We start from the raw sequence: 12,994 nt of genomic DNA, 5'->3' as shown, positions 1-12,994 counted from the left end.
AGAGGGGAGTGCTGCAGGCCCGCAAGGCGGCCCCGGCAAGGGGTTAATTATGCCTTCAGCACCCGTCCCGGGTTCATCAGGTTATGGGGATCCAGCCCCTGCTTGATGGCCCGCATCATGCCCAGCGCCACAGGCGATTTGTGTTTGGGCAGCGTGTCGACCTTGACGCTTCCCACACCGTGTTCGGCCGAGATCGAACCCCGGTAGCGGTCCACCGCTTCATAGACCAGGGCGTTCATGGGCACCTCTTTTTCGTTGAGAAAAAGCGCCTGGTCTTCGTTCTCCGGCGCCTGCACGTTGTAGTGCAGGTTGCCGTCGCCCAGGTGGCCGTAGACGACCATGCGCGCACCGGGAAATTGAGCGAGTAGCAGTGCGTTCGTTTCAGCCACGAACTCGGGAATGCGCGAGACATTGATCGAGATGTCATGCTTGATGTTCAGGCCTTCTTCAGCCTGCGCCATTGGGATGCTTTCACGGATGTGCCAGAGCGCGTGGGCCTGCGCCATGCTCTCGGCAACCACGGCATCGGCGACGCAGCCGGCTTCCATGGCGGCTTCCAGCAAGCGTTCAAAGCATTCACGCGCATGGGCTTCTGATTCGTTGTCCGAGTTCTCCAGCACCACGCACCACTCAGACTCCTGCCAGAACGGCACGCGTTGTTGCGGAAAATGTTTGGCGACCAAGCCCAGTGCGAACTGGCCCATGACTTCGAAACCAGTCAGGCCCGAACCCAGGTGCTGATGCGCCAGGCCCAGCAGTTGCACGGCGGCCTCAAGCGAAGGCACGGCGGCAAAGGCGGTGAGCTGGGACTTTGGCATGGGATACAGCTTCATGATGGCGCCGGTGATCACGCCCAGCGTGCCTTCGCTGCCGATGAACAGGTGGCGCAGGTCGTAGCCGGTATTGTCTTTTCGCAAACCCGACAGGCCGTCCCAGATTTCACCCTGCGGGGTCACGACTTCCAGCCCCAGGCAGAGGTCACGTGTGTTCCCGTAGCGCACAACCTGCGTGCCGCCGGCGTTCGTGCCGAGGTTGCCACCGATGGTGCAGCTGCCCTCCGAGGCGAGGCTCAGGGGAAACAGGAAACCGGCTTTTTCGCAGGCTTCCTGCAGGTTTTGCAGCACGCAGCCGGCATCGACCGTAATCGTCAGGTTGCCGGCATCGAGCGTGCGCACCTTGTTCATGCGCGTCAGGCTCAGCACAACCTGCGTGCCGCTGGCATCCGGTGTGGAGCCGACCACCATGCCGGTATTGCCGCCTTGCGGCACGATGCTCACGCGGGCTGCGGCGCAGGCTTTGACCACGGCCGCGACTTCTGCTGTGGAGCCGGGGCGCACCACGGCCAGGGCCTTGCCGGTTTCGCGCTTACGCCAGTCCTGCACCCAGGGGGTGAGGTCGCCGTCGGTCAGGACGTTGCCTGCGCCGACGATCTGGCGCAAAGATTCGATCAATGGGTTGTACGTGCTCACGATGTTCGGCTCGGTTTAGGGGGTGGATGGGGTAACGGGGGCCTTGGCGTTCTTCAGGCGCACACGCACATGCATTGCGCAGGCTGCAAAGAGCGTGAGGCATAAGAGCACTTCGATCAGGGCCAGGTAGTTGCCGGGCGCGCGGTCGCTCCAGGCCCGCACCACGCCTTCGGTGAAATACAGCCACACCAGGAGGCTGACCCATCGGTAGGTGTACATGCGGTTTTTCATGATGCCGGCCAGCGGGATGCACAGCGGCAAAACCTTGAGCGCCAGCAGCGAGCCGCCCGGACGAATGGGCGCCAGCCACATTTCCCAGGCCAGGCCCAGCACGATGAGGCCCAGCAGGCTGGCCAGTGCGAGCCGGCGGGTGAAGTCGATTTGATGTGTTTTGTTCATGTTGATAAGAACCCGCCTGGATCAGGGCCAGGTTCCGAGGGTGTCGGTGGCATGATACCGGGGATGAAATTTGAGCAATACCTGCAGGACCTCCTGGAAGGCCTGTCCCGTTTTCCGTGGCGCCACACCGCGCTTACGCTGCGCGACCGTTTTCGCGAAGACCACATGGGCCTGACCGCCAGCAGCCTGACCTTCACCACCTCGATCGCGCTGGTGCCTTTTTTCACCGTGGCGCTGGCCATTTTTACGGCCTTCCCAATGTTCTCGAAACTCCAGGGCGCGCTCCAGGCCTGGCTGATCCAGAGCCTCATACCCGACAACATCGCCCGGCAGGTGCTGGGTTACCTCACGCAGTTCAGCCGCCAGGCCAACAAGCTGGGCATTGCGGGCCTGGCCGTGCTGCTGGTCACGGCCATAGCGCTGATCCTCACCATTGACCGCACCTTGAATGGCATCTGGCGCGTCAGGAAAGCACGGCCGCTCACGCAGCGCGTGCTGATCTACTGGGCCGCCATCACCCTGGGGCCGCTGTTGCTGGCGGCCAGCCTGGCGGTCACCTCCTATGTGCTGTCGGCCTCAGGGGGGCTGGTGGGTGCCCTGCCTGTCAGCCTGCGGTTCCTGCTCAGCATCCTGCAGTTTTCCATGGTGGCGGGTGGTATGGCAGCGCTGTACCGGTATGTGCCCAACACCTATGTGAAATGGTCGCATGCCTGGGTGGGTGGTTTGTTCGTGGCCGCGGGTATCGAGGTGGCCAAACGCCTGCTGAGCCTTTATCTGGGCGCCGTGCCGACGTACTCCCTTGTGTATGGCGCATTTGCCACCTTGCCGATTTTGCTGGTGTGGATTTATGTGTCGTGGGTCATCGTACTGATGGGGGCCGTGATCGCCGCCTACCTGCCCAGCCTGCTGGCTGGGGTCGCGCGACGGGGGAGTGCGCACGGCTGGCACTTCCAGCTGGCCATTGAAGTACTGCAGAAATTGCATCAGGCGCTGGCCTCCCCGCGCAGGGGCATGAGCGCTTCGCAGCTTGCCGAATTGCTCCAGGTGGACGGGCTGCAGCTGGAGCCGGTACTGGAAACATTGGTGGCGCTGGACTGGGTGGGCCAGCTCAACGAGGCTGAAGGCGAGGTGGAAGCCCGTTATCTGTTGCTGGCGGACCCTGACGCGACGCCGCTGGAGCCGCTGATGCAGCAGCTCCTGCTGGACAAGGCCGAGGCGGTGCAGAACTTGTGGGAAAAAGCCCGCTGGCCCGCCATACGCCTGCGGGATGCCCTCTGAAAAGAAGAGCTTCCCCGGAATCGGGGTGACGGGTCAGGCGCAAAAAAACCGGCATCGCCTTAGGGATATTTTTTCTCGCCCGGGCTTTATAACAAAATCAAGGTTTTCATTTTTTTCCAACGCACAGCAATGTCATCAAAAACACCAGCCAGGGAAAAGTTGGATGGCGCCATTGCCAGTGAAAGGCGGGCGCACCTCGAAGCCAGGAAAATTTACGATGAGCTGACAGCCAAAATGTGGGCCTACCAGACCGGCAAGGGCCCGGCGCCCACGAATGAAGACTTCGAAATGTGGAGTCAGGCTGTTGAGCAGCGTGTCAAGGTGAAGCAACTGGGAATTCGGGTCGAGGGCGAACCAGGCCTTTAGCAGCCGGTGCCATCCCCGAGCCACGGGTAAGAAAATCCGTACAGCCTTCAGCGGAGCTGGCGCACGCCAGCACCATTTCTCTCTCCCTACGATTGATTTGCAGGCCACAGCAAGCCGTCTGGTTTTGCGCAGGCCGCTCCAAATCAACCCAAGGAGATTCTCATGCTGAAAAAATTGCTGGTGTTTGCCATCACTTCTGGTCTTGCTGCAAAGCTGTACAAATCCCATGTGAGTAAACAGAAGACGGATAAACCGGCTGCTGCCGCCGGCAAGCAAGACCCTGTTTCGCGCAACCCCCCGGTAAGCAAGCCGTCCTGAGGCCTGTTGGCAGTCTTTCGCGTCCCTTGAGCGTCTGCACACGGAAATCCGCACAGGGCGTAACGCTTGTAAGGATTTTTATGGTGCACCGCACAAATTTTCACCCGTTAGGCCTTCAGGCGTGCGGGAGAAATTCTTACAAGACCGCCTTTACGCTTACGCCACGATTCTCCTCGTCTGCTGCAATCACCTCAGTTCATAACCAAGCTGGAGAAAATCGTGACATCACCCTCGAACCTGATCGCTGACCCGGCCCTTCAAAACGAACCCATCAACATCAACGAGGAAGCCTCCCTGCAATACTGGGTCAGCGCACTCGACTGCAGTGAGCTGGAACTGCGCGTTGCCATCGCGGAAGTGGGCCCCACCGCCAAAGATGTGTGCACCGAGCTCGGGCGGTCCTTATGAGTGCCGTGTTTCCGGAGGTTCCCGGCCCGTTGGCTGTACGGGTGAAAGAGCCTTCTGCCGGCCTTTTTTACTGGGTCGTCACGCAGCTGTCGGCCGAGGAGCACACCGCAGACCTGCGCATCGACGGCTCGGATCACCCCTATCCCACCCATGAAGCTGCACTGCAGGCTGGCGCTGCATGTCTGAAGGCTTTGAGAACGGATCCCCTGAAGTCTCTTGAGTCCTGACGATGGCGACCGGGTAAGAGGCTGAACAGCCCGGATGTCGCCAGACCCGTGCGAGCCTGGGGGTTTAGTCGCCTTTGAGGCGCCGGAATGCCTGGACCCACATGTCCCGGTACATCACCCAGTCTCCCATGAAGCTGTAAAGCGGGCGCTTGAAGGATGCCGGCCGGTTCTTCTCAAACACAAAGTGCCCCACCCATGCAAATCCGTAGCCGCACAGCAGGCCGGCCAGCAGCCACCATGGGTTTCGCGTGGCCAGCAAGGCTGCCAGGCACAGCAGCGTGAGGCTTGATCCTGCAAAATGCAGGCGGCGGCAGGTCGCATTGCGATGTTCGCCGAGGTAGAAGGGGTAAAAATCCGCGAAAGACGCAAAGCTGCGGGGATCAACGGGCGTTGTGACGCCGGTTTCCGCCGCCTCGGGGCTGATCGCACTCATGGTTTGTCTCCTGCGCCGGATGTCCGGTGGCGCTCTTTATTTTGAGCCGCTGGCCATAATAGTCAACTCCGCGCTCAGCCGCCTTCATATCCTTTCCATCTGCATGCCAGGCGCTTCACTTCCAGAAACTCCCCAAAATGCCCTGCGGGCGGTGTCTGCAGGTACACGCTGGGTGATCTGCCTTTGCGCCGACTGGTGCGGCCTTTGCCGGGATTACAGCCTTGTGTTCAGGGAACTGGCATTGCGCTATCCGGACAGCCGGTTTGTCTGGCTGGACATTGAAGATGAAGCTGACCTGGTCGGAGACCTGGAAGTGGAGACCTTTCCCACACTGCTGATTGCTGATGTGGCCGGTACGCGATTCTTCGGTCCCTTGACGCCGCATGCGCAAACCCTCTCGCGCCTGCTTGATTCCCTGGAGCATTCCGACACCATGACCGTGCCCCATTTGCCTTCAACGCGGGCGCTGCTGAGAGCCCTGGAGGCTGCACCCCAGCATCGTGCCGGCGCGTAACGCCAGGTCAGTTAGCCGTTATTGAGAACGGTGCCTTGAGAAAACCCCTGAAACGCGCGCGGCCGCCCCGTGTGGGGCTGGTGGTCAAGCGGTAATGCGGAAAGCGCTGCAGAAAGCGACTGATGGCGATGCGCCCTTCGAGCCGCGCCAGGCTAAGCCCCGCGCACTGGTGAATGCCGAAGCCGAACGCCAGGTGGCGGTTGTCCTGCCGTGTCAGGTCCAGCTGCTCCGGATGGGGAAACTGCGCCGGGTCCCGGTTTGCCGCGCCAATGCACAACGTCAGCAACGCGCCTTCGGGCAAGTCGACGCCGCTGATCCGGCAGGCCTTGGGCGTGCGCCGGTTGCCGAGCTGGTTGGACGATTCAAAACGCAGAAATTCATCGATTTCAAGTGCCAAATCGGCCTCTAGCCCTTTATTTTTCTGCGCGAGTAGCTCTAATTTTGATAGCAACTGCTGCTTCGCCTGTGGCCATTCCTGCAACAGAACCAGCGCGTTGCCGATGAGGTTGGTCGTGGTTTCGTGGCCGGCATTGAGGATGAACACGCAGTTTTGCAGCAGCTCGGTTTCGCTCAGCGTGTCGCCCGCTGCCTCATGGCCGATCAGGCGCGTGAGCACGTCGTGCTCCGGGTCACCGGGGTGCTTGCGCCGGTCGGCCACCAGGTCCTTGAGGTAGGCGGTGAACTCCCGCACACTGCTGTTGCCCAAGGCCTCCTGTTCAGGCGTCAACCTGGGCTCCAGCGCCCCGAGTATCGCCAGCGACCAGCCGCGAAGCGGCGCCCGGCCGGCATGCGGCACGCCCAGCAGGTTGCCGATGATCTCCACGGGGATCGCCGAAGCAAAATCCTCAATCAAATCACCGCCGCCCCGGCGCTCGATGGCGTCCAGCAAGCCATCGACCAGCGTGATGAGACCAGGCTCCATGTCGGCGATGGCGCGCCGTGTAAGGGCGCCCATGATCAGCTTGCGAACGCGCGTGTGCAGCGGCGGGTCGTTGAACACCAGGCGGGTGGTGTGGTGTTCAAACAGGGCCGAGGCCGCTCCGTATTTGGGCTCGAACTCCACCTTCTTGTCCGAGCTGAAGGTCTGCGCGTCACGGTACACCGCCACCAGGTCGGCATAGCGCGTGAGAAACCAGGAGCCGTCCGGCATGCGTTTGACCGGCTCGGTTTCGCGCAGCAGCGCATACACCGGATAGGGGTTGGCGTAAAAATCCGGCGGCAGCGCCCGCAGGTCGAAGCTGGCGGCGATTTCCTGCGCACGCTCCCGCGTCATCGCCGGCGTAGCCGTCAGCACGCTCATGGCTTGATGAAGTCCTTCAGCGCAAACAAAACCCCTTCGGGTGCTTCGGTCATCATCTGGTGGCCGGCCTGCAGCATGACCGTCCTGGCATTTTTGGCTTTGGCCTGCAGGGGCGCCGCCATTTTGGGCAAGGTCATGGAATCGTTCCTGCCCAGGATGAACAGCACCGGGCACGACACTTTTTCGATGGCCGCTTCGCCGCCGGTGTAGTCGTCGCAGGCCTTGAAGCCCCGGTGAAACAGGTTGATTTTGGTATTGCTGGCCAGCACCCGTTTCATCAGCGCCTTCGACCCTCCATACAGCCAGGTGCCCGGGCCCACCGACGAGGGTGGCGGCGCCAGCATGGAGTGTGAGAAGGTGTTGACCATGTCGATGGCCTTCATGGGCTGGTTCAGTGCGTTGTCCAGCAGTGCGGGCGACACCTTCATCGGTGCGGCGGTTCCCAGCAGCGCCAGGTGCGTCACCCGCTGCGGTGCGATGGACGCCGCGTGCAGCGCCGTGAGGGAGCCGAAGCTGTGGCCCACCAGCGCGGCAGTTTTGACGCCGGCCGCATCGAGCAGCGCGATGATGAACCCGGCAGCCTCTTCGACCGATTGCGGCGGCTCGCCTTCGCTTTTGCAGTGGCCCGGCAAGTCCGGCGCCAGCACGTTGAAGCCGTGGTGTGCGAAGTAGCGCGTCTGCAAAATCCAGATGCTGTGGTCGTTGAGCACGCCATGAACAAACACGACAGTGGGTTTGGCCGCATCAAAAGGCTTGCCGCCGGTGTAGCAATACGTTTTATGGCCGTTGACGTCGAGGTACATGCTTCAGGCCCCCGCTTTCACGCCGGCTTTTTCTGCCGCCTTGAGGGCGCGCTTGAGGTCGTCCAGCAGGTCGTCCGGATCCTCCAGGCCGATGGACAGCCGGATCGTGCCCTGCGTGATGCCGCCGGCTGCCAGCGCTTCGTCGCTCATGCGGAAATGCGTGGTGCTGGCCGGGTGAATCACCAGGCTGCGGCAGTCACCCACATTGGCCAGGTGGCTGAAGACCTTGAGCGCCTCGATGAAGGCCTTGCCCTGCTCACGGTTGCCCTTGATGTCAAAGCTGAAGACAGAGCCGGCGCCGCGCGGCAGCAGTTTTTTGGCGAGCGCATGGCTGGTGTGCGATTCGAGCATCGGATGGCCTACGCGCGACACCAGCGGGTGGCTGGCGAGAAACTGCACCACCTTTTCGGTGTTGCCCATGTGCCGCGCCATGCGCAGCGGCAGGGTTTCAATGCCCTGCAAAATCAGCCAGGCCGTGTGCGGGCTCATGCAGGCGCCGAAGTCGCGCAGGCCTTCGCGCCGCGCGCGCAGCAAAAAGGCGCCCACGGTGCTTTCCTCACTGAACACCATGTTGTGAAAGCCCTCGTAGGCCTCTGTCAGCCCGGCAAATTTGCCGGACTTCTCCCAGTCAAAGCTGCCGCCGTCCACCACGATCCCGCCGATGACAGTGCCGTGGCCGCTCAGGAACTTGGTCGCCGAGTGGTAGATCAGGTCCGCGCCGTGCTCAAAAGGCTTGATCAGCCAGGGCGAGGTCAGCGTGGAGTCCACCAGTAGCGGCACACCGGCTTCATGGGCAATGCCGGACACCGCTTCGATGTCCAGCACGTCCAGTCCCGGGTTGCCCACGGTTTCACCGAAAAACAGTTTGGTGTTGGGCCGTACGGCGGCGCGCCAACCGTCCAGGTCGCCGGGCTTGACGAAGGTGGTGTCAATGCCGAAGCGGCGCAAGGTGTAGTGCAGCAGGTTCTGGCTGCCGCCGTAAAGCGCGGTGCTCGCCACGATATGGGAGCCGGCACCCATCAAGGTGGCAATCGCCAGGTGCAGTGCGGCCTGTCCGCTGGCGGTGGCAATCGCTCCTATCCCGCCTTCCAGGGCCGACACGCGCTGCTCCAGCACCGCATTGGTCGGGTTGCTGATGCGTGAATAGACGTGGCCCGCGCGTTCGAGGTTGAAGAGGCTGGCGGCGTGGTCGCTGGATTCAAAGACAAAAGAAGTGGTCAGGTGGATCGGCACGGCGCGCGCGCCGGTGGTTGGGTCGGGCGCGGCACCTGCGTGCAGCGCCAGGGTGTCGAAGCCGGGGTCTGAGTAACCGGGCATGGGTTTGTCTCCAGTCAGAAAAAAGTAGCGGTGCATTCGAATCGCCTGCACCTGAACAGATTCTTGCAACCTGCCGTTTGATTGTGGGCTATATTTAAACTGAATTCCCTGTTGCCGCGCCGCGGTGGGACAATGAGGGGCAAGCTGGCAGCACAACCGAGGAGACGGCCATGAAGGTTCTAGACATACTGCGCGTGAAGGGCAACACGCTTTACACCGTCCAGCCTGACGAACCCCTTGCCAAGGCGGCCCAGATCATGGCCGAAAAAGACATCGGCTCGCTGGTTGTCATGGAGCACGGCGACCTGGTCGGCATGCTGACCTTCCGCGAAGTGCTCGTCTGCATCGTCAAGAATGGTGGCGAGATCGGCAGCACGCTGGTGCGCACCGCCATGGACGACCACCCGCTCACCTGCACCTCTGAAACCGAGCTCGACGAAGTCCGCCGCATGATGCTGGAACGCCACGCGCGCTACATGCCCGTGATGAACCAGAAAGTCATGATGGGTGTCATCAGCCTTTACGACGTGGCCAAAGCCGTGGTGGACAGCCAGAACTTCGAAAACAAGATGCTCAAGGCCTACATCCGAGACTGGCCGGAAGAAGACGCGGCTGATCGCGGTTGAAGAGGGTATTCCGGCTGGCTGGTGGGGTTTATGCATAAAAACGGCCGGTAGCCCAGGCAAGACATGCGCAAGCAGCTATCAAAAAGGTAGCGTCCAGAATAATAGTCAGGTGCGCGATACACCTGCCCCGCCTACAGACGGGACGCCATGGGAGCAGGGGTGAGCGATCAGGACATGGGCAGCGACAACATCAACGCCAGTGCCAGGGGCCAGCTGTTTTACGCCTCCCTGTTTTTCTCCAGGCTTGCCGACCAGATCCTTTTGTTCCTGGTGCCCCTGGTGGTGTTTGAAACCACCGGAAGCGTCGCCTGGTCGGGCATCGCCTTCACGCTGGAGACACTTCCGCGCTTTTTGTCTTTTCCCATCTGCGGCGCGCTGTGCGACAGGGTATCCCCACTCAAGCTGCTGCGCATCAGCCAGCTTTTCCGCGCGCTGGTGTGCCTTGCCGGTGTGGTGGCCTTTCAGTGGGCGGGTGGCGTCGGCTGGCTGATTGCGCTGTCGGCCGTGTGCGGTGTGCTGACGACGCAGGGACTGATGGCCCGCGAAGTCATGTTGCCGCAGATCTTCAGGCAGCACCGCTTTGAAAAAGTACTGGCCCATGCGCAGATTGCCGACCAGCTCGGCATGGTGCTCGGCCCCTTGCTGGCTTCGCTGCTGCTGCGCTGGATGCCCTGGCCCATGGTTGTGGGTGCGACGGCGGGCCTCTTTCTGATTGCCGACGGGGCAATCACTCTGTGGCAACGGCAGAACGTCGTCATCCTGGCGGCGCCCGAGCCGGCGTCCGGCCACTGGACCGCGCCCGTTCGCATCGCATTTGCGCAGGTGCTGCACCTGCCGGGTCTGAAACAGGTGATTGCGCTGGCAGCCGGCGTCAACCTCGTCATCGGTGTCACGCTGGCCACCTCGGCCGCCATGGTGACCGGCCTGCTGCAGCGCACGGCGGGCGACTACGCCATGCTGCAAACTGCCGGCGCCATCGCCACAGTCGTCATCCTGCTGTTTATCGCCCGCACGGTGTTGTCGCTGCGCACCTTGGGCTTGGTGTCTTACAGCGTGATGCTGGCCGGCGGGCTGCTCACCGGGCTGGCTGGCAGCTTCTGGGTCTACACCGTCGGGTTTTTGCTGGTGATCGGCTTTGACAAGATGTTTAACGTTTACATCCGCAGCCTGCGCCAAAAACTGATTCCGCCACGTGATTTAGGCAAGACCACTGGTGTGATCGTGATGCTGAACAATTTGTCGCAACCGCTGGCGGGGATGCTGGTGGGGGTGTTTGCGGGGGTGATGGAAGGGCGCGGGGTGATTTTGGGTTTGGTGGGTGTGATGGGCGTGATTGGAGTGGTGGTGGCCTGGATAGGCCGAAGCGATTAAATTGGAGCCCATGCGCAAATTCTGGCCCTACGCCGCACTTGTTCCTCCAGTGATTGCTTTACTGGCAGGCTATTATTTTTATTCCCAAACACCTGGAGGCATGCTGCTCTATACGCCTGCAGCTAATGCGCCGGCACATTACACACCCTCGTTCCAGGTCGGGTTCTTTGCGGCTGCATTGGCTCAAATGGCTCTATACGTATTGGTCAGCCTGATTGCATGGCTGCTTCGCAAGCGTGAAGTGATGTACAAGGGACTTTCTCTCTTGGCTGCTTCCGGTGTTTTGCTGGGTTTCTCGGCATTGCCGCAAAGCTGGTGGGCTTTCGCATCGCCTCATGGACAACCGCCAAAAGCCGCGCTTTTGACGTCCGCCGCCGTCAAAGGTTAAGTATGGGCAGCACCATGCGCATTGTTGTCACCATCATCGCCTTCGCAGGTATTGCGTTGTTCGGGACCGCCTTCGTCGCCTCTTATGTCAACCCAGGCCTTGTCGAGACCGTGGCGCGCGATGCCATCCGGCTGGAGGTGGAGCGCAGGGTGGGTGAGCGAATCGAAGCACTGGATGGCGGCAGGCTCGCGGAGATCGCAAAAGGCCTTTCTGGCAAGAATTCATCGGAGCTCGCTGAGCTCAAGCGCAAGCTCGCGGAAGGTCTTCCTCAGAAGGTCGCCGCCGTGGCCGCGCAAATGAGAAATATCGATTGCGAGTGCCGCAAGGCGATTGAAAAGTCCATGACCGGGATTCTTGAACGCAGAACCGCCGATCTGTCGCGTGTCAATGAGCGGCTCGAACTTCTCATTCGCACCCAATACATGGGTGTGGCGGAATCATTGACACGAGAATTCCGGATTTTTACCGGGGCAAACGCGCTTGTCTTTTTGTTGCTCGCCTTTGCCGCAGCTCTTCGCAAGCGCGCCGGACTGCAACTGGTATTGCCAGCGATGGTGCTTCTCGGCGCCGCAGGATTGGTTGGGTATCTGTATCTCTTCCAGCAAAACTGGCTGCACACAGTCCTTTTCTCGGACTATGTGGGTTTTGGGTACTTTATCTACCTGGGGCTTGCAATCGCGTTGCTTACGGACATTGTCTTCAACAGGGCTCGCCTCACGACCCGGTTGCTCAATGCTGCGTTCAGTGCCGCCGGGTCTTCATTGCAGGCCATGCCATGCTGAGTTACCTGCCTCAAGCGTCAGGTGTCAGGCGCCGTTGACATGGTGGAGAAATACTACGTCTGGGAAATCATCTCGTATGCATGGACCGAGATCGGCATCGAAGACGACGAATGCCGGCAACTTGTACAGAAGGGCAATATTTCGGTGCATGACCTCAAGCTCGTGGACCGTATCATCTTCAGGGATGTCTGCGCCTCGTTTGCCTTCGACACATTCCTGATTTTCCCGCTCATGTTGTGGATGATCATGCCGGACTGGGGGTATGACGAAAGCTATCTCAAGAAGCGAATGGAGCGTTGGTACGCCCGTCCGTATTGGCTTCACTTTCTGAACCCGATGCGATGCCTGGCTTATCCGCTGGCTGTTCTCATGGCACTCAAATACCGATCGATGCTACGCAGAGTTGTGCTCGGTAGCGCCGAAACTTAGGATATGCCTTTCCTCTTTCGGTACCAGCTCAATGTTTCACCGATTCTTCATACCGGCTGATCTCTACTCGCCGCATATTCCTTTAGGCAGCCCACTGACGGAAGGTCTCAGCCTTCTTCGCGCCACCGGGCTTGAGGTTGTTGAAGTCAAGTCTGAAGAGCATTCGTTCAGGATAGACGGCGCCAAATACCGCGCTGCGGTCTACACAGATGGCGACCGCGTCAAGTCGGCTTGGTACGACGACCCGGCCGGGCGCGGAACGGCCCGTGGGCGGGCGAGAAAGATTGAGCTTTACCTGTCGCGATACGGCCAGCTCTCGAACTGGGAGCAAAGAATGGAGAACGGCTGGATGCGCTACTGGTACAACCCGGTCGAAGGCGTTTCAATGAAGTATGGAATCCACATGGATGTGATCAGGTTCAATGAATACCACGGTGCCTAGGCCAACATGGGCATCGGCTCCGGCTGGCAAACCTTTTCCGGAGAATCGGTTTTAACGAGTCGGTTGAACGAACCGGCAAAAAGTAACTGCTACAAATTCAGGAGCTGCTTGCGCCCGTATTCAT

Annotated in this window: 18 protein-coding genes; 12 read left to right on the top strand and 6 right to left on the bottom strand. The window is 60.7% G+C overall.

Going from position 1 to position 12,994, the window contains the following annotated elements:
* Positions 1–47: 47 nt before the first annotated feature.
* Positions 48–1,469, bottom strand: a complete 1,422-nt coding sequence (locus ACQ4MS_RS02470) for an FAD-binding oxidoreductase (RefSeq protein WP_431097513.1) — start codon at positions 1,467–1,469, stop codon at positions 48–50.
* Between the two features lie 15 nt (positions 1,470–1,484).
* Positions 1,485–1,868, bottom strand: coding sequence for a DUF2069 domain-containing protein (locus tag ACQ4MS_RS02465; protein ID WP_431097512.1), 384 nt, complete (start codon positions 1,866–1,868; stop codon positions 1,485–1,487).
* Between the two features lie 63 nt (positions 1,869–1,931).
* On the opposite strand from ACQ4MS_RS02465, the gene ACQ4MS_RS02460 reads away from it, so the two are divergent.
* The 5 genes from ACQ4MS_RS02460 (at position 1,932) to ACQ4MS_RS02440 (ending at position 4,465) form a co-directional block, all read left to right on the top strand.
* Positions 1,932–3,146, top strand: coding sequence for a YihY family inner membrane protein (locus ACQ4MS_RS02460; RefSeq protein ID WP_431097510.1), 1,215 nt, complete (start codon positions 1,932–1,934; stop codon positions 3,144–3,146).
* 129 nt (positions 3,147–3,275) lie between these two features.
* Entirely contained in the window at positions 3,276–3,512 is a 237-nt protein-coding gene (locus ACQ4MS_RS02455; RefSeq protein WP_431097509.1) for a hypothetical protein, read from the top strand.
* 162 nt (positions 3,513–3,674) lie between these two features.
* Complete coding sequence (locus tag ACQ4MS_RS02450) at positions 3,675–3,830, top strand: hypothetical protein (protein ID WP_431097508.1); 156 nt, start codon at positions 3,675–3,677, stop codon at positions 3,828–3,830.
* A gap of 219 nt (positions 3,831–4,049) precedes the next feature.
* A complete protein-coding gene (locus ACQ4MS_RS02445; RefSeq protein ID WP_431097506.1) occupies positions 4,050–4,238 on the top strand; it encodes a DUF3606 domain-containing protein in 189 nt (62 codons plus the stop codon).
* Entirely contained in the window at positions 4,235–4,465 is a 231-nt protein-coding gene (locus ACQ4MS_RS02440; RefSeq protein ID WP_431097504.1) for a hypothetical protein, read from the top strand. Before ACQ4MS_RS02445 ends, ACQ4MS_RS02440 begins: the two co-directional genes overlap by 4 nt.
* Before the next feature lie 64 nt (positions 4,466–4,529).
* Here the strand turns inward: ACQ4MS_RS02440 and ACQ4MS_RS02435 are convergent, their stop codons facing one another.
* Complete coding sequence (locus ACQ4MS_RS02435; protein WP_431097503.1) at positions 4,530–4,898, bottom strand: Mpo1-like protein; 369 nt, start codon at positions 4,896–4,898, stop codon at positions 4,530–4,532.
* Positions 4,899–5,001: 103 nt separating this feature from the next.
* Here ACQ4MS_RS02435 and ACQ4MS_RS02430 point away from each other — a divergent pair, with 103 nt between their 5' ends.
* Positions 5,002–5,412 carry a thioredoxin family protein gene (locus tag ACQ4MS_RS02430; protein WP_431097502.1) on the top strand — a complete coding sequence of 137 codons (411 nt, stop codon included), beginning with the start codon at positions 5,002–5,004 and terminating at the stop codon, positions 5,410–5,412.
* 7 nt (positions 5,413–5,419) lie between these two features.
* Here the strand turns inward: ACQ4MS_RS02430 and ACQ4MS_RS02425 are convergent, their stop codons facing one another.
* From ACQ4MS_RS02425 to ACQ4MS_RS02415, 3 genes are read right to left on the bottom strand one after another with little or no spacing between them, the layout of a single operon-like run.
* Complete coding sequence (locus ACQ4MS_RS02425; protein ID WP_431097501.1) at positions 5,420–6,712, bottom strand: cytochrome P450; 1,293 nt, start codon at positions 6,710–6,712, stop codon at positions 5,420–5,422.
* A complete protein-coding gene (locus ACQ4MS_RS02420; RefSeq protein WP_431097500.1) occupies positions 6,709–7,515 on the bottom strand; it encodes an alpha/beta fold hydrolase in 807 nt (268 codons plus the stop codon). Before ACQ4MS_RS02420 ends, ACQ4MS_RS02425 begins: the two co-directional genes overlap by 4 nt.
* A gap of 3 nt (positions 7,516–7,518) precedes the next feature.
* Positions 7,519–8,832, bottom strand: a complete 1,314-nt coding sequence (locus ACQ4MS_RS02415) for an O-acetylhomoserine aminocarboxypropyltransferase (RefSeq protein ID WP_431097499.1) — start codon at positions 8,830–8,832, stop codon at positions 7,519–7,521.
* Positions 8,833–9,002: 170 nt separating this feature from the next.
* Between ACQ4MS_RS02415 and ACQ4MS_RS02410 the strand changes: the two genes are divergently transcribed.
* The 6 genes from ACQ4MS_RS02410 (at position 9,003) to ACQ4MS_RS02385 (ending at position 12,870) form a co-directional block, all read left to right on the top strand.
* Positions 9,003–9,458 (top strand): CBS domain-containing protein, encoded by a 456-nt coding sequence (locus ACQ4MS_RS02410; RefSeq protein WP_431097498.1) that lies wholly within the window; start codon positions 9,003–9,005, stop codon positions 9,456–9,458.
* Positions 9,459–9,632: 174 nt separating this feature from the next.
* Positions 9,633–10,829: an MFS transporter gene (locus ACQ4MS_RS02405; protein ID WP_431099517.1), complete on the top strand. Its 1,197-nt coding sequence runs from the start codon at positions 9,633–9,635 to the stop codon at positions 10,827–10,829.
* A gap of 10 nt (positions 10,830–10,839) precedes the next feature.
* Positions 10,840–11,217, top strand: coding sequence for a hypothetical protein (locus ACQ4MS_RS02400; protein WP_431097496.1), 378 nt, complete (start codon positions 10,840–10,842; stop codon positions 11,215–11,217).
* Between the two features lie 14 nt (positions 11,218–11,231).
* Entirely contained in the window at positions 11,232–11,999 is a 768-nt protein-coding gene (locus tag ACQ4MS_RS02395; RefSeq protein WP_431097494.1) for a hypothetical protein, read from the top strand.
* 39 nt (positions 12,000–12,038) lie between these two features.
* Complete coding sequence (locus ACQ4MS_RS02390) at positions 12,039–12,428, top strand: hypothetical protein (RefSeq protein WP_431097493.1); 390 nt, start codon at positions 12,039–12,041, stop codon at positions 12,426–12,428.
* A 31-nt stretch (positions 12,429–12,459) separates the two neighbouring features.
* Positions 12,460–12,870, top strand: a complete 411-nt coding sequence (locus ACQ4MS_RS02385) for a hypothetical protein (RefSeq protein ID WP_431097492.1) — start codon at positions 12,460–12,462, stop codon at positions 12,868–12,870.
* The last annotated feature ends 124 nt before the right edge of the window (positions 12,871–12,994 follow it).

It is taken from the genome of Polaromonas aquatica (assembly GCF_050626995.1).
GTDB classification, from domain to species: Bacteria; Pseudomonadota; Gammaproteobacteria; order Burkholderiales; family Burkholderiaceae_C; genus Polaromonas; species Polaromonas aquatica_A.
The sequence above is the reverse complement of the archived record's forward strand: the minus strand, read 5'-3'. Positions and strand labels throughout refer to the sequence as shown.